The following is a 19,234-nucleotide window of genomic DNA, read 5'->3' as shown; positions in this document are numbered from 1 at the left end:
CTGAACGCTGACTCGCACCCGCGAGCTGGCAACGTCGTATGTCTTAAATGTCTAGGAAGCGAACGTCTTTCGCGTTCTCTTGAATGAAGCGTTTGCGCGAATCTACGTCATCGCCCATGAGCACCGAGAAAATCTCGTCGGCCACCATCGCGTCATCCAGCGTGACCTGCTTGAGCAAACGGTTATCAGGGTTCATGGTGGTCTCCCACAGTTCGTGGTAGTTCATTTCACCCAGACCCTTGTAGCGCTGGATACCCAGTTCCTTTGGCAACCGCTTCCCGTTGGCACGCCCATCGGCCAAAAGCGCGTCACGTTCCCGGTCTGTGTACGCAAATTCGTCCGACGCATTCGACCACTTGATGCGGTACAGCGGCGGAGTCGCCAAGTACACGTGACCACGCTCAATAAGCGGCTTCATGTAACGGAAAATCAGCGTGAGCAACAGCGTGGTGATGTGCTGGCCGTCAACATCGGCGTCGGCCATGAGCACAATCTTGTGGTAGCGCAGTTTCTCCATGTCGAATTCGTCGCCGATTCCGGTTCCGAACGCCGTAATCATCGACTGCACTTCCAGGTTCGACAGCGCGCGGTCCAGCCTGGCCTTTTCAACGTTGAGGATCTTTCCACGCAGAGGCAAAATCGCCTGGGTCAGCGGGTCACGACCCTGCACCGCCGAACCACCAGCCGAGTCACCCTCCACCAAGAACACTTCCGAAATCGACGGGTCCTTCGACTGGCAGTCCTTGAGCTTTCCGGGCAGACCCGAAGATTCCAGCAGCGACTTCCTGCGCGTCGCTTCGCGTGCCTTACGGGCAGCCATCCGTGCTTGGGATGCTTGAATGGCCTTACGTACAACCTCTTTGGCTTGCATGGGGTTGGATTCCAGCCAGTGGCCGAGGTGGTCGCGGACTACCCGCTGCACGAACCCGCGAGCTTCAGAGTTCCCCAGCTTGGTTTTAGTCTGACCTTCGAACTGAGGCTCACCCAGCTTGATTGAGATGACAGCCGTGAGTCCTTCACGGACATCGTCACCAGTGAGGTTCGTGTCCTTTTCCTTGAGGAGCTTTTGCTCACGCGCGTACGCGTTGATCAGGTTGGTCAACGCAATTCGGAAACCTTCTTCGTGGGTTCCACCTTCGTGAGTGTTAATCGTGTTCGCGTACGTGTGAACGGATTCTGCGTAACTCGACGTCCACTGCATGGCCACTTCGAGCGCAATGGTTTCTTCAGTGTCTTCAGCCTCGAAAGAAATGATGTCTTCGTGAACGGGCTCGGACTTCTTCGTAGAGTTCAAGTACTGCACGTAATCAAAGAGTCCGTTGTCATACTTGAACGTGACTTCACGTGGCTTGAACTCTTCTTCTTGTTCTTCTAGCTGAACGTCGTCGTCGTTGACCTGTTCTGCGCGTTCGTCGCGCAGAGTAATACTGAGTCCCTTGTTCAAGAACGCCATCTGCTGGAAGCGAGCGCGAAGCGTTTCAAAGTTGAACTGGACGGTTTCAAAAATTTCCTCGTCCGGCCAGAACGTAATGATGGTTCCGGTGTGATCTGCGACTTCACCCTTGGTGACCTCGCCTGTGGGAACACCGCGCTCGTAACTCTGGCGCCACACATACCCGTCACGGTGGACTTCTGCGTCCATCTTCTTCGACAGCGCATTTACAACGGAAGAACCTACACCGTGCAAACCACCGGACACTGCGTATCCACCGCCACCGAACTTACCTCCGGCGTGCAAGATCGTCAGAACCACCTGCAAGGTGGGGACCTTCTCAGTGGAGTGCATGGCAACCGGGATACCACGACCTCGGTCTTCTACCCGCACTCCCCCATCAGCCAAAATGGTGACGTGAATCGTGTCGTTAAACCCGGCCAAAGCTTCATCAACCGCGTTGTCGACGATTTCATAAACCAGGTGGTGCAGACCTCGTTCGGATGTTGACCCGATGTACATACCGGGACGCTTACGAACCGCTTCTAAACCTTCTAGGACGGTAATATCGTCCGCGTCATAATGCCGGTTGTCGTCCGCTGTCATGGGTCTCCTCGTCTGAACAATACGTACTGCTCAATAGTATCGTGTTCGCGACCCTCACACCTTTATATAAGGCGTTTAAACCGGGCAAATTTGGAAGTTTATCCCGATTCACACACCGCCCCTTAGCTCTACGGGTGTGCGGCCGTTATTTGGGCGTTCAGAGCTTTCACAAATTGCGGACTATCCGTACGTGTTAGTCACGCCTGTTACCCGTACGTGTCCCGGGGACCTCTGCCCTTGACCGAACGGCGACCACGTTTCCACGATTTCTGCGCAGGCCCCATGATCTCAATCTCATCAATGACTCGCCGGCCCAGCTCTTTCTCCAGCCGGTCCAAAAGCATGGCCGACATCACGCGCATCTGCGTGGCCCACGTGCTCGAACTTGCGCGCACCACCAGCTTGGGTGGTTCGCAGATCACCGGCACGCAGTGCTCGGCAACGTTGGCGCCCACAAGTTGCGGCCACCTACCCATCAACTCACCCACATCGAGCTGGGTCTTCCACCCAAACTTCTTCGTCAGCGCAGCCAGGCTGGCCCCCAACTTCTGCGGATCCCGGGGATCCTTACCGGGTCCGGAATAAACGACCTCGGCGCGGGTATAACTACGCCACGAACGCTGTACGCCAGCTGCCAAGTCCGCCCCGTCTCCCATTCGACGCACCCGGTCCAACGCCTCCAAAACCGCCACCGAGGTGGTTGGATCCCCCAGGGTGTACTCCCCCACTACGCGTCCTGCAGGTCAATGATGGTCGAGTGCAAGGACTCTGGAACGTCACCGGGGACGGCTGCCGTGATAAGGACCTGTTGCGCGGGTTCGAGCATTCCCGCCAGCCTGTTGCGGCGACCTTCATCAAGTTCAGCGAAAACGTCATCGAGGACCAAAACAGCGGAGTCGTCTGGGCCACTGTTGTCCTCTTGTAATACGTGCCAGCCGGCCAATTTCAACGCCAACGCCACCGACCACGACTCACCGTGCGAAGCGTAGTGTTTAGCCGAAACTCCGCCGATCTCCAGTTCAAGGTCATCGCGTTGTGGCCCGACTAGGGTCAGCCCACGGTCAATTTCGGGAACCCGCCTGGCCTGAAGCGCTTCAATAACTGCGTTCTTGGCATCAGTGGTATTTTCGATACCCAAATAATCGATCCGTGAGGAATAGGTTGCGCTCACGGTTTTGCGGTCCGCGTTGGCATCCTGCGCCAGGGTGGCAAAGTCCTGCTGCAAAGGTTGAGTCAGTCGCTTCACCAAGTCCATTCGCCCCACCACCAGCTGGGACGCAGCCTCGGCAAATGCCTCATCCCAAATGGCAAGCGTTGCTTCAAGACCTGGATCGCGGTTATTTTTCAGTTCCTTTAATAAGGCGTTGCGTTGCTTGAGCGCTCGGTCAAAGTCGGCTCGCACGGCCACGAATCTAGGCGACTGAGTCACCAGTAAATCATCGAGGAAGTCCCGGCGCTGGGCCGGCTCCCCTTTCACCAGGCCCAAGTCTTCGGGCGCGAACACCACACATGGCAAAAGACCAACCAACTCACGTGGCCGCACCGACTGCCGCTGAATACGAGCCGAATTCGCCCCTTTAGCACGAACGGTGACTTCTAAGGCCAACTGACGGGCACCTCGGTGAGCAAGAACGGCAACCGTTGCCTCATTACATCCAGACCTCACCAACGGCAGATCCTGGGAAACCCGGTGTGACTTCAAATGCGAAACATAAGCCAACGCTTCGACAAGGTTGGTCTTTCCCCACCCATTAGGGGCCACGAACGTGCTTACGCCCTTTTCTAGAGCAACGTCGAAGGACTCGTAAGATCGAAAGTTACGCAGACGCAGCTGCGAAACCCACATGTTTAACCTCGCTTAGAAACGCAGAATCGGCATGAGCAAGTAGCGGTAAGCCGAATCGACTTCACCGTCCGGTTCCTGCATACCAGAAATCACCACTGGTTTCTTAGGGTCAGTCAGGCTGAAGCGCACATACGGGGTATCAATTGCGTTGAGTCCCTCGGAAATGTAGTTCGGGTTGAAGCCCGTGAGAATGTCGCCGCCCTCGATTGTGGCCGGAAGCGCTTCACTCGCCTGCGCGTCATCTCCAGCGCCGGCGCGAAGAACAAGAGAGCCATCAGCGAACTCAAACTTGATAGGAGTGTTGCGTTCAGCGACAAGTGACACACGGCGAACTGCTTCGCGGAGCGCTCCCACCTGCAGAACAGCCGAAATTGTCGACTCCTTGGGGAACAACGAACGCACCTTGGGGTAGTCACCTTCGATGAGAAGCGAAGTCACTACTCGGCCTTCAGACGAAAACGCCAGCATTTCCTTGCCGTTGGATTCCGCCAGCGAGATTTCGACATCGCCCGACATTGACTTGGCAACCTCGGTGAGCGTCTTACCGCGAAGCAAAGCGTTTGCAGAGAAGTCCGGTGTGCGTGGGTTCCATGTGAACTGGCGAACGGCCAGACGGTAACGGTCAGTTGCCAGCAACGTGACTTTGTCACCCTCAATCTCGATACGAACACTCGTCAGAATAGGCAGAGTGTCGTCACGAGAAGCAGCCACAGCAACCTGTGACACTGCGTGCTGGAATGTGGATGCACTCACAACACCCGTGGTGTCAGGGATTGTTGGCAGGTCAGGGTATTCCTCAACCGGCATGGTCATGAGCGAGAAGCGCGAGGAACCACACGAAATATCCACTTTGCCGTTGTTCAGTTCAAGAACTACCTGCTGAGGTGGCAACGCACGCGCGATATCAGCCAAAAGGCGACCAGAAACCAGGAACGTTCCAGGCGCGTCAACTTCAGCTTCTATCGTGATGCGCTGGGAAACTTCCCAGTCGTAGAACGCCAAGCGGACAGTTCCGTCGCTTTCAGCAGTGACCAAAACACCTGTGAGAACAGGGATGATTGGACGCTGAGGCAAGTTCTTGGCTGCCCAAGTAACTGCGTCGGCAAAGACGTCACGTTCAACTTTGAACTTAACGGTGTTGTCTGCGTTCACGTCTCTCCCCAAAGTTCGTACTTATTCGCAGATTGCAACTTTACACGCCGGTTATACCCCGGGCAATTTTTTGTAATTCGTGGCTCGCAGTTCGGTTCTCAGCAGGGCGCGGCGTCGCTTCTTGTTACTCAACTTGAAAATATTTGCAGTAGTAGGCGTTGTGGAAACTGTGGAATTACATGAATGTCATCGAGCGTTTATGCGCTCAAACGAGATTTGTGCCGTGTGTACACGTGTGTGCGTAAAGATCCACGTACCAGTGGACGCTTGTGAGTTACATCGAGGTAGTTACACAGACATCCACCGACGGTAGTGAAAAGTTCATTCATAACCCCACAGGAAAACAACTACTATGCACAGGCTTTTCCACAATTGTGAACAACGTGTTGTTTGTGTTAATTGCGTGCGTGCGCACGTTTACAGAGGTCGCCCCTGCCCGGGGACTGCCCCGGGCAGACGCGAGTATGAACCCTAAAGCCGGTGCTGTTGCTTGATCCGGTTGGTGAGTTCCGTGACCTGTGTGTAGATCGCACGACGTTCAGCCATCTGCGTACCAATCTTGCGGTTGGCGTGCATGACCGTTGTGTGGTCGCGCCCGCCAAAGGCTTCACCAATCTTGGGAAGCGACAGATCCGTGAGTTCACGACACAGGTACATGGCGATCTGCCGAGCAGTAGTCAACGTGCGCGAACGACTCGACCCCTGTAAATCCTCGATCGACAGGTTGAAGTACTGGGCGGTCTGCCCCATGATGTCGGTCGCAGTGATTTCAGGCGTTTCATCATGGGTGATGAAGTCCTTCAAAACTGTTTGGGCAAGTCCCACATCAATGACTTGTTCGTTGAGGTTCGAGAACGCGGTGACACGAATGAGAGCCCCTTCCAGTTCTCGAATGTTTGAGGAAACTCGCGAGGCGATGAATTCCAAGACCTCATCTGGCACGGCCAGGTTCTCATTAGCGGCTTTGTTCCGAAGAATCGCAAAACGAGTTTCGAGGTCCGGCGGCTGGACATCGGTAAGAAGCCCAGACTCAAACCTTGAACGCAGACGCTCCTCAAAGCCTTTCAGCATTTTTGGTGGCTGGTCAGACGTGATGATGACCTGCTTGTTTTCCGCGTGCAGCGCGTTAAAGGTGTGGAAAAACTCTTCTACCGTCGCGTCTTTGCCTTGCAAGAACTGGATGTCGTCAATCATGAGGATGTCGACTTCCCGGTACCGGCGCTGGAACGCAGGACGCAACGTGTTCGAGGTCACCTGCGATCCAACCGTGTTAATGAAGTCGTTCACAAACTCCTCACTGGACACGTATCGCACCCTGATCTTGGGATACAGCTGGAGTGCATAGTGCCCCACAGCGTGCAACAAGTGGGTCTTGCCCAGTCCCGAATCCCCATAAATGAACAGCGGGTTGTACGCCTTGGCGGGTGATTCGGCTACCGCAAATGCGGCTGCGTGAGCGAAACGGTTGGACGCACCGATAACGAAACTGTCGAACGTGTACTTGGGGTTCAGATCTGAGCTTCCCACCTCGGGAAAGTCTGCAGGCGCTGCCAGCGTAGGTTCAGCGGGTGCCACGGCCTGGGGTTCCGGCGCCGAGGTCGTCGCAGGTTCCTCTGCAGGTGCGGGGTCTGTGTTCATGTTGGAATCAAGCGCGAACGCGAACGACACGTGCCTTCCCAGAGCTTCGCTGAAAGCCTGCCCCAGCGGTTGTCGGAGTTCCCGCTCAAACGTGTGGCGGGTCAGGTCGTTGGGGACCGAGATCACCACCAAGTCTTCAACGATCGCTTTGGGTGCTGCTAGTCCCAAAAAGCCTTTCAAGCGGGGTTGAAGTTGAGAGTCGGCGCGCATTCCTTCAACGACATCCGTCCAGATCTGTTGAAGGTTCTCGTTTTCGTTGCTCATGTGGTTCCTAAAGGGTGCGTGAACACACGTGTGGATAGAGATAGTTCTACTTCCACATAGTTTTCCACACAATGTGGAATTCTCAACCCGTCACCCTTGAATTATCCACATCGGTGGACAAGTTTGTGGATAACTACATGGTTGTCATTTGTGGAAGTCGGTGTTTATAACCCTGTTTAACTACACTGATGTAATTGAAAAGAAGACTTGATGTGTACATCAGGTAAAGCGAGAACCGCTCAAGCAAAGCTCATATGACGAAAATGTGAACCTACGCACCTTTGAGCCCGTATGGTTTGACCAACCAGTCGCACACGCTTTATGCTTGAGTGTCCTGTGTTGCGGGCCTTTGCATGATGTGACTGATTCGGCCTGGTCGCAGGAGCGCCGTAGATAGCGCACCGTGCCAGCCCATGGCACCGCAAAACAGTTTCGACATAGACGGAGAACTAAAGTGAGCAAGCGTACCTTCCAGCCAAACAACCGTAAGCGTGCCAAGACCCACGGCTTCCGCCTGCGTATGCGTACCCGCGCCGGACGCAGCATTCTTGCTGCTCGTCGTCGCAAGGGTCGCGCTAACCTTTCAGCCTAAGTGTTACCGGTCGGGAACCGGGTTCGGAGCTCTGAGGACTTTCGGCGCGCATTTCGCTCCGGTCTGAAGGCCGGGACCCGGAACCTGATCCTTCACGTAGCACTCGACTCGGAATCCCACGCCCCGCGCGTGGGGTTTGTTGTCTCTAAAAGTATTGGAAATGCGGTTACCCGTAACCGTGTGAAACGTCGGCTACGTGCCATTGCACACGAACGATTAACGCAGATGTCTCCAGGCATTTACGTGGTACGTGCGCTCCCCCAGTCATCTCGCAGTGAGTTCATTCATTTAGAACGTGACTTCGACGTAGCGCTGAGTCGCGTACTGCCAGAGGACCACCAGTGAAGAGCTTGGAAACCACGCCGTCATCGCTTCCTCCGTGGCCACGTGGCGTGTGGGCGAAGATCGGTCATGCGTGCGTGATAGCGCCACGGATGCCGGCGGTATGGTTTATGCGCGGGTATCGCGGAACTGTGTCGAAACTATACGGGAACGTGTGTAAGTACTACCCCACGTGTTCCAAATACGCACTGGATGCGTTCGAAGTTAAAGGTTTGTTTATGGGGTCGGCCATGACAGTATGGCGACTGCTCAGGTGTAACCCCTTTTCGCAAGGTGGCGTCGACTATGTACACGGGTCGGTGCTTCACCAGCGGAGTTTGGAAATGAAGCGAGCGAACAATGGCACAATGGTGCCTGACGCTTTTACAGATGACGCTTCTCGCAGCGTCTAGGAGATTACTACATGGACTGGCTAGGCAAGCTACTTCTGCCCATTGAGTGGGTCGTCGCTTGGATTCTTGCATTCTTCCACATGGCTTTCACCGCATTGGGAATGAGCCCAACCGCCGGGTGGACGTGGGTCGCATCGATTGCAGGCTTGACGATCGTTGTGCGTGCTGTGCTGATTCCGCTGTTTGTCTACCAGATTAAGGCGCAGCGCAAGATGCAGCTTCTGCAACCAGAAATGATGGAGCTGCAAAAGAAGTACAAGGGTAAGCGCGACCAGTTCTCCAGGCAACAGATGGCAGAAGAACAGCAGGCGCTGTTCAAGAAGCACGGGACTAACCCATTCGCTTCGTGTTTGCCACTCTTGGTTCAGATGCCAATCTTCTTTTCGCTGTACCGCGTTATTCGCAACACTGAAGGAATTGGTAACGGTGACATTCCACCCATCGGTGGTCTAACACAGGAGCTTGCAAGCCAAGCAACGCACGCCTCGATTTTCGGTGTAGAGCTTTCTGACACCTTCCTTCAGGGCGACCTTGGAACCAAGGTCCTCACTGCGATCCTGATCGTGATTATGGGTGTTACCCAGTTCATCACGCAACGCCAGATCATGGCGAAGAACATGTCGGAAGCAGCCATGAACAACCCGTTCATGCAACAGCAGAAGATGCTTCTGTACATGATGCCGATTATCTTCGCTGTGGGTGGTATTTACTTCCCACTTGGTTTGATTGTGTACTGGCTCGTTTCAAACGTATGGACCATGGTTCAGCAGTTCATCGTGATTCGCAATATGCCTACCCCCGGTTCCAAGGCCGAAAAAGAACTCATTGCTCGCCGTGAACGCCAGGGCAAACCGCTTCCTAAATCAATGCAGCCGAAGAAGGCCGCTGAGTCGGAAACACAGCCTAAGTCCGGCCAGCGTCAACAACCCATGAGCAAGGCTCGTCAAAAGAAGAAAAAGAAGAAGTAGAGAAGCATGACTGACGAAATCGTTGAAAAGAAGCCCACACGCGCCGAACTTCTTGAAGAAGAAGGCGACATTGCCGCTGATTACCTCGAAGAACTGCTCGACATCGCTGACCTTGACGGAGACATTGACATCGACGTCAAAGAGGGTCGCCCACAGGTCGCCATTATCTGCGATGAGAAGGACTCGAACCTTTCCACTTTGGTAGGCAAGGAGGGTCGTACACTCGCAGCCCTTCAGGAGTTGACTCGGTTGGCCGTTCAGTCTGCCACCGGTCAGCGCTCTTGGATGATGCTGGATATCGACGGTTTCCGCAACCGTCGCCGTGACGCGTTGAAGGAAATGGCGCGCGAATACATCGAAAAGGTGAAGGCATCAGGCGAACCAATTTCGCTTAAGCCCATGAACTCGTTCGAACGTAAGGTCATTCACGATCAGGTTTCCAAAGCCGGTTTGGTTTCCGAATCGGAAGGCGAAGGCGACCGCAGGCACGTGGTTATCTCCGCTGAATAATGATGTCTCAGGTAGAACCAGTACCCGCGTGCGCGGAACAGATCTTTGGAGAACGTCTCCCCCTTGCCCGCACCTATGCCCAACACTTGGCGACCACTGGTGTGGAATGGGGCCTTATTGGCCCGCGAGAGCTCGATAGGTTGTGGACCCGTCACATTCTGAACTGCGCAGTTGTTGTTCCCCTTATCCACGATGATGACGTTGTGGGTGATATTGGTTCGGGTGCTGGTCTACCTGGCCTTGTATTGGCCCTTGCACAGCCGCAAGCCTCATTCGTGCTCATTGAGGCTATGGAAAGGCGCGTGGATTGGCTACGGATGGTTGTCGACGACTTGGGCCTCGACAACGTTCGTATTGTCCGAGGTCGCGTTGAAGAGCTAGTTGACGAAGAAGTCTTCACAGTTGTGACTGCACGCGCTGTCAAAGCCTTGAACGTACTCGTTGAATGGGCCGCGCCAGTACTTGGCCCTAACGGCAGGTTGCTGGCGCTCAAGGGACAGAAGGCACAAGAAGAGATCGATAAAGCCAAGAAGGTTCTTAAGCGACACAAGATGACTCCCCCGGTGATTAAGCAGATGGGTGCAGAGTTCCTCGAGATCCCTACACGAGTAGTGGAAACAACTCGTCGATAATAGAATATATGTTCTAAACGAGTACTGCGTGGCTCGCTTTGCGGTGAGGCTTTGACGCTCCATTTTTCAGTGTTTCACGTGAAACATTTCCTGATTGAACTGTCATAAACATGGCTCTGCACGTGGCTTAGAATGGAGTAGTTACGATACGAACGGAGTCAAAATGCCCATTTTGGATGATTCGACTCCCCTAGGCGCCGAGATCGCTCGCAACAACAAGCGAGCTGAGCGTCTAGCGGCGAAGCGCTTCCCCAAACCGCAGAGTACACGCATCTTCACCATCGCAAACCAAAAAGGTGGAGTCGGAAAAACGACGACAACTGTAAATATTGCGGCTGCATTAGCTAAGCACGGGTTGCAGGTTTTGGTCATCGACATTGATCCACAAGGCAATGCGAGCACAGCCCTCGGGATCGAGCACTCAACGGACGTGAATTCGGTATATGAGGTGCTTCTTGATGGCATGAACATGGCCGAGGTTGTCAGTGAGTGCCCGGACATTGAAGGCTTGAGCGGTGTGCCAGCAACGATTGATCTTGCAGGAGCAGAGATTGAGCTGGTATCGGTCCACGCGCGTGAATTCCGCCTGAAGCGGGCCCTTGAAGACTACTTGGAACTGCGAAAAGCAGACGGAAACCCAGTGGACTATGTGTTCATTGACTGTCCCCCAAGCCTGGGGTTGCTCACCGTTAACGCATTTGTCGCTGCGGAAGAAGTGCTGATTCCGATTCAGTGTGAATACTACGCTCTGGAGGGCCTTAGCCAGCTGCTTAAGAACATCCAGCTTATTCAGAAGCATCTGAATCCACAGCTGTCGGTGAGCACGATCCTTTTGACGATGTATGACGGACGCACAAACTTGAGTTCGCAAGTAGCGGAAGACGTTCGCGCGCACTTCCCTCAGCAGACGCTGAACACCCCTATCCCCCGCAACGTACGTATTTCAGAGGCGCCTTCCTATGGGAAGACCGTCATAACTTATGACCCAAACTCTTCCGGAGCGCTCTCATATCGAGAGGTAGCTGAGGAAATAGCTGAACGAGGAGCACAGAATGGCTGAGCGTAAACGAGGACTAGGGCGCGGGATCGGTTCGCTCATTCCTGATGTGATCAACGAGGACCGCCCTGTCGATGTGTTTTTTCCTCAATCCAAAAAGAATGTTTCACGTGAAACATCCAAGGACCCCGCGGAGTCGATGAGACAGTCTCGCGCTTCAAAGAAGCCACTCCCCCGCAAGTCCGACGAGAAGGTCCAAAAACCGGAAACCAAGACTGCGTCAAAGTCCAAGTCTTCGACGAGATCACCATCGAAATCGTCGAATAGCCGCGATGTTTCACGTGAAACAGAGTTAGTGGAAGTTCCCGGCACTGTGTTCGGAATGCTGAAACTGGAGACCATAGCGCCAAACCCACGTCAGCCACGTACAGTATTCGACGAAGATGACCTCGACGAGCTTGTCACCTCGATCCAAGAGGTGGGAGTTCTGCAGCCCGTAGTGGTTCGAGTTGTTGATACAAAGAAGCCAGCGTATGAGCTGATCATGGGTGAGCGAAGGCTTCGCGCCTCCAAGTTAGCTGGGCTGACTGAAATTCCAGCTATTGTCCGGGAAGTCAGTGATGACGACCTGTTGCGCGACGCTCTGCTTGAGAACCTGCACCGATCAGACCTCAATCCGCTTGAAGAAGCCGCGGCATACCAGCAACTGCTAGACGACTTTAAATGCACACAGGAAGAGCTGTCGGAAAGGATCGGGCGGTCGCGTCCGCAAATTGCTAACACACTCCGCCTTCTTCGTCTGCCGGGATTGGTGCAGCGTCGAGTAGCAGCAGGCGTTTTGTCTCAAGGGCACGCGCGCGCGTTGCTTGGGCTGGACGACCCGTCACACATGGAAGAACTTGCACAACGGATCGTCGCAGAGGGACTTTCTGTTCGCGCAACTGAAGAAGCAGTTATTCTGCTGAATCGTGGAGAACAGAAGAATGTTTCACGTGAAACACGGAAGCAGGACCCAGAACTGGCTACACTCGCACAGAGTGTCGGGGACAAACTCGACACGAAAGTGAACATTGTGATGGGGAAGCGGAAGGGCAAGATCACCGTCGACTTCGCTAATCAAGAGGATCTAGAGCGAATTTTGAAGGTCTTAGGACTTAGTAAGTAAACGCAGGCAACAAGAAACCGCCGGTCATAGCGACCGGCGGTTTCTCTATTGTGTACTATCGCTTAGCGAACAAGTTACGCATCTCACGAATCGTTTGAACGTTGAGCGTACCTGTGTCGTGGTCATTATCTTTGTGGAGGAATAACCGCTGAACGGCGACTGAAACGCCTTCAGCGATCGAGTCGCGCACTGAAGTTTGAGAAAGCAGTTCGCAGTCGTGTGCATTAGACATGTATCCAGCAAACACCTGGACCTTAGGAGCATCGACGTTTCGCAAGCTCTTCCATGTGCGAGCATGAACGCCACAGTCCAGAAGCGATGTGCGAGCTACGACTTCGCGGTGAACGAGACCACCCAGAGAACGGCCAATAGGGGAGACCATATTGGAATCCTTGTGCTGGCCAAAGTAGAAGGTAGCAATGCCGTTTGGGGCAGGGGAGAGGGCGTGGTCCTGATTCACGGTGACGACCGCAGCGGCGTCGAGATCATCCGCCAGATGCGGCTTGTCACTTGGGATGTGTACGATCGACGCTCCAAGAGCACCCAATCTGCCCTCTACACGTGAAGCGATGTCGCCACTCCAGATTCTCTCCTGTTCGAGAGCTTCTGAGGTGGCAGTAGTATTTACAAAATCGCGTGCAGTTGTGCCGGCCTCAATCACAATAGTGCGCCCGCTCAATGACTCGCCCGAAGCAGTCACACGTGCGCGTTCTTGGAGTGCCCACAGATTGCCATGCGACGACTGGCGATACACAGCCGAAAGGGCCGACAACGTGGACGGTCCAACGACGCCATCGGGGGAGAGGCCCAGTTCCTTCTGGATTTCCCGCACTGCGTTATACGTAGCAGGACCAAACTCAAAACTGACTGATTCGGTATAGACACCCAAACGCGAAAGCCGGTGTTGAAGCTCAGTGACATCGTCACCCTGCAATGGGCGCACTGGGTCATATCGAAGGACACGGTCACCCAGCTTGTAGCGCGCAATATCAAGCTCTTTGTGCGTCTCGGGTCCAATAACGCCGTCGACAACGATTCCACGTGATTGCTGGAAGCTACAAATGACAGATTCGAACTGGTGATCGAATAATTCCGACGAGGGGTCGCACTCATAACCCAACCGCTGAAGCTGGGCTTTGACTGTTGCGACTAACGGGCTCGAATCGCCCGGACGGATGGTGAAAACTGTCGTGCTCCTTATCGTGAAGAAGGGTGCCTGTTGAGTTTATAACAGGCACCCTGAAAGAGTTCTCAACGAACTAGCCGATGAATTCGGCCAGTTCCTGCTCCAATGCCGGCTTTGGACGTGCTCCAACGATGGTCTTGGCGACCTCGCCACCCTTGAAAACGTACAACGCTGGAATGGAGGTGATGCCGTACGCCGAGGCGGTTTCCAGGTTCTCGTCGGTGTTCAACTTCACGACTTTGAGTTTGTCGGCTTGTTCCTGGGCGATTTCGTCAACGATTGGGCTCACCATGCGGCATGGACCGCACCATGGAGCCCAAAAGTCCACAAGAACAGGAAGGTCGCTCGAAAGGACTTCTTCCTTGAATGTTGCGTCAGTAACTTCCTGTGCCATGTTTTCTCCTTTGCTTATGACTGGTCGGTGAGTTGGGCTAGGTAGTGTTCAGCATCAAGGGCTGCCACACAGCCAGATCCTGCTGCTGTGACTGCTTGACGGTAGACGGGGTCAATGACGTCACCTGCTGCGAAAACACCTTCGACGGACGTCTTGGAAGTACGTCCATCAACGGCCAGGTAGCCGTCTTCGCGCAGGTCAAGAGTATCTTTGAACAGATCAGTGCGTGGGTCTGAGCCGATTGCTACAAACAGACCCGTGACGGGCAGTTCAGATTCTTCCCCGGTGACTGTATTGCGAATGGTCAGTCCGGTCACGGAGGTGTCACCGTTGATAGTTGCCACCTCGGAATCCAGGAGGAACTCCAACTTGGGGTCTTCTTGAGCGCGCTTTTGCATAGCCACTGAAGCGCGGAATTCCTGCCTGCGGTGGATGAGTGTCACCTTTGAAGCGAAACGGGTCAGAAAGGTCGCTTCTTCAAGTGCGGAGTCGCCTCCACCTACAACCGCGATGTGCTGGTCCTTAAAGAAGAAACCGTCACAGGTGGCGCACCAGCTAACACCGTGTCCGGATAGCTGGTCTTCACCGGGTACGTTCAAGTGACGGTAGGCCGAACCCGTAGCCAGAATGACTGCTTGCGCTGTGTATTCGCTTCCAAGTGCGGTGGTCAGCTTGTGTGCTCCTGGTGCGAAGTCAATCGAAGCTACGTCGTCATACACGACCTGTGCACCAAAGCGCTCAGCTTGCTGGCGCATGTTCTCCATGAGGTCCGGCCCCTGGATACCTTCTGGGAACCCGGGGAAGTTTTCGACATCAGTGGTGTTCATGAGTTCACCACCGGCTGTCACTGATCCAGCGATAACGACGGGGGATAGGCCGGCACGGGCAGCATAGACGGCAGCGGTGTAGCCGGCTGGCCCTGAACCTACGATGACGAGTTGTGTCTGAGTCATTGATCTCCTTTGTCGCTCAAGGCAACACTGTGCGTTACCGAGTTATTCCGTATACCAGCTACCCAACAACTTAAGACAGTGAGACGTTGGGAATGACGGCTCGGTAACCGTTGCCGGCTTTGGGAAGTTCGGAAACCCAGATGAACACGTGGGTAGCTTCAGCGGGTTCATCAATCTTTACAGTGGTCACTTTACCTTTTTGGAACTCGCCGGACCCCACTTTTTGAGCCTTGTCGACATCCTTGTCGGTTCCAACAAGGATGTCGAAGGAGCCACCGCCGACTTCAGATTCAACACCAACTTCTTTCACCTTGGTGCGTTCCTTCAGCTCAAGGGCAATTCCCACTCCCTTTTTGAGCTGGCCAAAGTCCTTGGAGTTGTAACGGTCGGTCTCCCAACTGCCACGCTCACCAGGGATCAGATTCTTCGCTTTCGAGTTTCCCTCTTTGCCATCACCTTCGGGATCTAGGGGAGTGGCCTTCTTGATCTGAGGTGCAGGGCCCTGTGGTTCTTCTTCCGCAGGCGGTTCCTGCTCGCCAGTGTCGTCACCTTGGTCGTCTCCCTGGCCCTTTTCCTGAGGCTCTTGGTGGTTCTCCTGTGGTGCGGTAGCGGATTCGTCAGACCCTGACCCCACTGATCGCACAATCACTACGCCTACCAAGACGAGCGCCGCGATGATTGCGACAACCCCAAACAACACACCAAAACGACGCTTCCCACGTTTGTCGGGGTGCGCCTGGGATGTGTGAGCAGGCTCCGAACCAGCCGGTTGCTCTGCTGACTTCTGGGCTTTGGCGCTCGAAGTGCTTGCTGCTGCGACCTCGGCAGAACCCGCGCCAGCGGAAGCAACACCAGCGGGCCGTGCGTCGCGGTCGTTCTCAGAGGCGTGAGCCACCTCGGTCTCATTGTCCCCATTGTCGTTAGCCGGTGTGGCCGCCGCCGAGGCGGTCGCCGCCTGTGCCTGCTGGGCACGTTCTCGTGCCTGCCGTTCCAGTTGGCGTTCGCGTTCAAATTCGGCTTGTTGCCGAGCAAAGACCTGTTCACGGGTTTGGAAAACGCCACCCATGAACCAGTCGTTTCCGCTGTCGGAATCGCCTTGGGCGTCCTCAGACGCAGGACCGGCATCAACGGAGTCCCCGAGAGCATCCGCCTCTGCTACGGCACCGTCGACAGACGCAACACCCGCGTCGTCAACCTCACTGCTGGTCTCCCAGTCACCGTCTGACCAGTCGACGTCACCCCGGTCACTATCGGCACGGTCGCCAAACGCTGCATCGCGATCCATAATGCGTGCGGTCTGGTGCGGGTCGGTCTCTGACACGTCACCGGGCCCTTGCGGGTGTTCTTCCGACCATTCGTCGACTTGCGGCAACTTGTCGGCAGCAATGGGGAACGTGCTTGCGCGTCGCATCTGGATGCGGTCGGCGTAGCGTTCCGGGTGACTGGAGTTAACTCCGGCGGCCGCCCCGTGCATTCCGGGACGAGTGAGCCCAATGCGTTCCAGCGCCACCGCAAGTTGGGCCGGTGACGCGCCGGGGGAGTGGTCGGACTTTGCGTCGCCTTCCGTTTCGGGCGCCACAACGGTTTGTGAGTCGTGGTCACGAACCGAAAAAAGTTCATCTTCAGTGCGTGAAGACTGGTCGATCGTGGTGAGGAGCCTGGCGTCCCACGGCTCTAAGAACCGCACAACTTCACTGGGGGAGCGGGGCCCGGGGTCCTGTTCACCCATGACTCCGGAGGCGAACTCTTCGATTGATTCGGGCACCGTGTCCACAAAGTGGCTCACGGGCAAGATTCTGTTGTTCTTGCGTCCCGAGGCGGCAAGTCCCGCCCGTTCTTCGTCACCCGGCCATTTTCCAGTGAGGCACGCGTAGAGGATAGCGACGAGCGAGCGTGCGTCCGTTCGGCTGAGTTCGGATTCGGTCATGTGCTCGGTGCCCAGGTTGAGGGGTTCCTGGGCAACGGCCGAATCGATGGAGATTCCCCGGATGACAACGTCACCGTCGGCGGTGATTGCAACAGACTCAGGTCCTAGGACTCCGTGGTGGAGACCTCGGGAAGCTGCGTGCGTCAAAACAGTGGCGAGTTCACCTACCACGGCGGTTGCAACGGACGCGTCTAATGGGCCATGGGCGAGTACGCGGGCAAGCGATGTGCCACCGGTGCGTTCGACCACAACATAGTCGAAGTCATTCCACGTGCCCGCGTCTTCAATGGCTGGCACACGAGGGTCAGTGAGGAGCGCGCTACGCCCGGCCCGTTCGAGCAGTGGCCCGGAGTATTCAGTAGGAGAAACATAGACGATGCGAGGAACATCCAAGATGGCGTCGAGTGCTAAAAGGATTGATCCGCGTTCGGGGAAATCCACCAGCCAGGGACGCAGAATTTCGGACACGACGTACCGGTCCGCAATGGCTGTGCCTCGTTGAATCTGTGGCAGTTTCCTCACCTCCTGCTCATGTCATCTTAACGGACTGCAAACGCCGTTCGTCCCGCCACTGAGCTGAACATGGCAAACAGTTTCGCCCCGTCGCGCAAGGCACTGCTCATCGCCCTAACTTGGCGCGAACCGTTGTGACCAAAGAACGCATTTCCGGAACCCGGATCAGCCACGCAGCCAGCATGAACACCGCCAACATGACACAACCGATGACAGCGCACACAATGAACGCGCGTCCACGCCCAGCCCACATGGGGTCTGGGAGGAACCACATCATAGCGAACCCAACCGCGCCACTGACCACACCAGCGAGTCCAAAGCGAATATGCGCAAACAGGGTAGGTGCAATCGGAAGTGACGGCAGACGTTTGCGCAAGCACCACACGGCCAGAGCCAGGGCGAAAATGTATCCCACGGACATAGACGCACCAATTCCAGCGACGATGTACTGCTTGGGGAGGAAAGCCGATGCGATCACTCCAGCCGACTGGACAATCATCTGGGGGACCTGAATCCAAAACGGTGTCCGAGCATCTTCATACGCATAGAAGACACGTTGCGTGAGGTACATCCCGCTGAACGGAATGAGCCCAATAATCATGGCGATGACAATAAGCCCCACCGCGTGTGCCTGCGTCTGGTTTGCACCGGCCATGACCATGGACATGGGGGCCGCCAGCACAATAAACGCCACGGTGAAGAACGTGTTGACAAACCCTACAACCCGTACACCCTGGGTATACGTATCAACCAGCTTCTCGTCGTTGTAGTCAGCTGCCGACTGCGACAAATCAGTAAACAGAGCGGTAGAAAGTGATACCGCGACCAGCGAGTGCGGAAGCATGAAAGTAATGTAAGCCGCCGTGTACGCCGCCAAGGAGGGGGTCACCTCGGTGCCGGTGGACGACGCGGTAGACGCAACCTGCGAGGTCACAATGAAGCCCAACTGACCCACCAGCACGGCGGCGAACGTCCATCCGGCTACCTTGCCAGCGGTACCCAAACCCACACCTCGGAACCCGAAAGTAGGGGTGTACTTAAAGCCGATCCTCTTCAACGGCCAAATGAGAATGAGCGCCTGGGCCACAACGCCCAGGGTTCCGGTTCCGGCAATCACCCAAATTTTGGTGGCATCCCACGTCCCCACCGCGTGTTGCCCCATGTCGCCGGGGCCAAACAAGAAAATGAACAATCCCAGGCCCGCAATGGACACCACGTTGTTAAGAACGGGAGCCCACATGTACGGCCCAAAGTTCTCCTTTGCGTTGAGCACTTGACCCAACATGGTGTACAGACCAAAGAAGAAGATCTTGGGCAGAGAAATGTAGGCAAAGGCGACCGCCAGTGCGATCTTGTCGGCATCCCACGTGGGGCTGGCGTATATGCGCACAAGAAGAGGCGCCGCCAGAGTAGCGATCGCGGTGAAACCGGCCAGAAGCAGAATCGACAGGGTGAGCAGGCGATTGATGTAGTCGGCCCCACCGTCAGCCTGCTTCGACGCGCGGACAATCTGCGGCACCAAAACCGCGTTGAGAATACCGCCAGCCAGCAACATGTACAGGTTGTTGGGCACCTTGTTGGCGACGTCGAAAGCGTCAGCGGCACCACCAATTGCCAACCCGATCGCGGCGGTGAGGAGAACAGTCTTCACCAGACCCAGAACGCGCGAAACCAGCGTACCCGCGGTCATGAGCGCTGAGGATTTCGCAAGCGATGACATCGATG

The 19,234-nt window shown here is 55.4% G+C and carries 18 protein-coding genes; 8 read left to right on the top strand and 10 right to left on the bottom strand.

Going from position 1 to position 19,234, the window contains the following annotated elements; genetic code table 11:
• Positions 1-43: 43 nt before the first annotated feature.
• From gyrB to dnaA, 5 genes are all read right to left on the bottom strand, one after another.
• Positions 44-2,038, bottom strand: a complete 1,995-nt coding sequence (gene gyrB, locus JOE56_RS05705; protein ID WP_204515215.1) for a DNA topoisomerase (ATP-hydrolyzing) subunit B — start codon at positions 2,036-2,038, stop codon at positions 44-46.
• Between the two features lie 206 nt (positions 2,039-2,244).
• On the bottom strand, positions 2,245-2,766 hold the full coding sequence (locus JOE56_RS05700) for a DciA family protein (protein WP_204515214.1): 522 nt from the start codon (positions 2,764-2,766) through the stop codon (positions 2,245-2,247).
• A complete protein-coding gene (gene recF / locus JOE56_RS05695) occupies positions 2,766-3,884 on the bottom strand; it encodes a DNA replication/repair protein RecF (RefSeq protein WP_204515213.1) in 1,119 nt (372 codons plus the stop codon). Before recF ends, JOE56_RS05700 begins: the two co-directional genes overlap by 1 nt.
• Positions 3,885-3,896: 12 nt before the next feature.
• A complete protein-coding gene (gene dnaN / locus JOE56_RS05690) occupies positions 3,897-5,036 on the bottom strand; it encodes a DNA polymerase III subunit beta (RefSeq protein ID WP_239271231.1) in 1,140 nt (379 codons plus the stop codon).
• 471 nt (positions 5,037-5,507) lie between these two features.
• Complete coding sequence (gene dnaA, locus JOE56_RS05685; protein WP_204515212.1) at positions 5,508-6,938, bottom strand: chromosomal replication initiator protein DnaA; 1,431 nt, start codon at positions 6,936-6,938, stop codon at positions 5,508-5,510.
• Positions 6,939-7,392: 454 nt separating this feature from the next.
• On the opposite strand from dnaA, the gene rpmH reads away from it, so the two are divergent.
• From rpmH to JOE56_RS05645, 8 genes are all read left to right on the top strand, one after another.
• Positions 7,393-7,530 (top strand): 50S ribosomal protein L34, encoded by a 138-nt coding sequence (gene rpmH, locus JOE56_RS05680; protein WP_102239429.1) that lies wholly within the window; start codon positions 7,393-7,395, stop codon positions 7,528-7,530.
• Positions 7,531-7,875 (top strand): ribonuclease P protein component, encoded by a 345-nt coding sequence (gene rnpA / locus JOE56_RS05675; RefSeq protein ID WP_102239430.1) that lies wholly within the window; start codon positions 7,531-7,533, stop codon positions 7,873-7,875. It begins immediately after the preceding gene.
• 89 nt (positions 7,876-7,964) lie between these two features.
• The gene (gene yidD, locus JOE56_RS05670) at positions 7,965-8,264 is read left to right on the top strand and encodes a membrane protein insertion efficiency factor YidD (protein ID WP_239530627.1); all 300 of its coding nucleotides are present in this window, start codon (positions 7,965-7,967) and stop codon (positions 8,262-8,264) included.
• Between the two features lie 11 nt (positions 8,265-8,275).
• A complete protein-coding gene (yidC, locus tag JOE56_RS05665) occupies positions 8,276-9,232 on the top strand; it encodes a membrane protein insertase YidC (protein ID WP_204515210.1) in 957 nt (318 codons plus the stop codon).
• Between the two features lie 6 nt (positions 9,233-9,238).
• On the top strand, positions 9,239-9,742 hold the full coding sequence (locus JOE56_RS05660; protein WP_102239433.1) for a Jag family protein: 504 nt from the start codon (positions 9,239-9,241) through the stop codon (positions 9,740-9,742).
• A 2-nt stretch (positions 9,743-9,744) separates the two neighbouring features.
• Entirely contained in the window at positions 9,745-10,374 is a 630-nt protein-coding gene (gene rsmG, locus JOE56_RS05655) for a 16S rRNA (guanine(527)-N(7))-methyltransferase RsmG (protein WP_204515209.1), read from the top strand.
• A gap of 163 nt (positions 10,375-10,537) precedes the next feature.
• Positions 10,538-11,434: a ParA family protein gene (locus JOE56_RS05650; protein WP_239530379.1), complete on the top strand. Its 897-nt coding sequence runs from the start codon at positions 10,538-10,540 to the stop codon at positions 11,432-11,434.
• A complete protein-coding gene (locus JOE56_RS05645; protein WP_204515208.1) occupies positions 11,427-12,536 on the top strand; it encodes a ParB/RepB/Spo0J family partition protein in 1,110 nt (369 codons plus the stop codon). The genes JOE56_RS05650 and JOE56_RS05645 overlap by 8 nt, the downstream gene beginning before the upstream one ends.
• A 55-nt stretch (positions 12,537-12,591) precedes the next feature.
• Here JOE56_RS05645 and JOE56_RS11585 read toward each other — a convergent pair whose 3' ends face one another.
• The 5 genes from JOE56_RS11585 to murJ all read right to left on the bottom strand — a co-directional run bounded on the left by JOE56_RS11585 (position 12,592) and on the right by murJ (position 19,229).
• The gene (locus tag JOE56_RS11585; RefSeq protein ID WP_338028670.1) at positions 12,592-13,713 is read right to left on the bottom strand and encodes an N-acetylmuramoyl-L-alanine amidase; all 1,122 of its coding nucleotides are present in this window, start codon (positions 13,711-13,713) and stop codon (positions 12,592-12,594) included.
• Positions 13,714-13,795: 82 nt separating this feature from the next.
• Positions 13,796-14,116: a thioredoxin gene (gene trxA / locus JOE56_RS05635; RefSeq protein WP_204515207.1), complete on the bottom strand. Its 321-nt coding sequence runs from the start codon at positions 14,114-14,116 to the stop codon at positions 13,796-13,798.
• Positions 14,117-14,130: 14 nt separating this feature from the next.
• Complete coding sequence (trxB, locus tag JOE56_RS05630) at positions 14,131-15,069, bottom strand: thioredoxin-disulfide reductase (RefSeq protein WP_204515206.1); 939 nt, start codon at positions 15,067-15,069, stop codon at positions 14,131-14,133.
• A gap of 70 nt (positions 15,070-15,139) precedes the next feature.
• Positions 15,140-17,518 (bottom strand): hypothetical protein, encoded by a 2,379-nt coding sequence (locus JOE56_RS05625; RefSeq protein WP_204515205.1) that lies wholly within the window; start codon positions 17,516-17,518, stop codon positions 15,140-15,142.
• A gap of 97 nt (positions 17,519-17,615) precedes the next feature.
• Positions 17,616-19,229, bottom strand: a complete 1,614-nt coding sequence (murJ, locus tag JOE56_RS05620) for a murein biosynthesis integral membrane protein MurJ (RefSeq protein ID WP_239530626.1) — start codon at positions 19,227-19,229, stop codon at positions 17,616-17,618.
• Between the last annotated feature and the right edge of the window lie 5 nt (positions 19,230-19,234).

Origin of the sequence: Brevibacterium paucivorans (genome assembly GCF_016907735.1) — a bacterium.
Taxonomy (GTDB): domain Bacteria; phylum Actinomycetota; class Actinomycetes; order Actinomycetales; family Brevibacteriaceae; genus Brevibacterium; species Brevibacterium paucivorans.
The sequence above is the reverse complement of the archived record's forward strand: the minus strand, read 5'-3'. Positions and strand labels throughout refer to the sequence as shown.

Excerpts from the sequence above, each read along its gene's own strand:
- murJ (WP_239530626.1), bottom strand. The coding sequence starts at position 19,229 with ATGTCATCGCTTGCGAAATCCTCAGCGCTCATGACCGCGGGTACGCTG.
- JOE56_RS05650 (WP_239530379.1), top strand. The coding sequence starts at position 10,538 with ATGCCCATTTTGGATGATTCGACTCCCCTAGGCGCCGAGATCGCTCGC.
- yidC (WP_204515210.1), top strand. The coding sequence starts at position 8,276 with ATGGACTGGCTAGGCAAGCTACTTCTGCCCATTGAGTGGGTCGTCGCT.
- gyrB (WP_204515215.1), bottom strand. The coding sequence starts at position 2,038 with ATGACAGCGGACGACAACCGGCATTATGACGCGGACGATATTACCGTC.
- trxA (WP_204515207.1), bottom strand. The coding sequence starts at position 14,116 with ATGGCACAGGAAGTTACTGACGCAACATTCAAGGAAGAAGTCCTTTCG.
- JOE56_RS05660 (WP_102239433.1), top strand. The coding sequence starts at position 9,239 with ATGACTGACGAAATCGTTGAAAAGAAGCCCACACGCGCCGAACTTCTT.
- recF (WP_204515213.1), bottom strand. The coding sequence starts at position 3,884 with ATGTGGGTTTCGCAGCTGCGTCTGCGTAACTTTCGATCTTACGAGTCC.
- dnaA (WP_204515212.1), bottom strand. The coding sequence starts at position 6,938 with ATGAGCAACGAAAACGAGAACCTTCAACAGATCTGGACGGATGTCGTT.
- trxB (WP_204515206.1), bottom strand. The coding sequence starts at position 15,069 with ATGACTCAGACACAACTCGTCATCGTAGGTTCAGGGCCAGCCGGCTAC.
- JOE56_RS05645 (WP_204515208.1), top strand. The coding sequence starts at position 11,427 with ATGGCTGAGCGTAAACGAGGACTAGGGCGCGGGATCGGTTCGCTCATT.
- rsmG (WP_204515209.1), top strand. The coding sequence starts at position 9,745 with ATGTCTCAGGTAGAACCAGTACCCGCGTGCGCGGAACAGATCTTTGGA.
- yidD (WP_239530627.1), top strand. The coding sequence starts at position 7,965 with ATGCCGGCGGTATGGTTTATGCGCGGGTATCGCGGAACTGTGTCGAAA.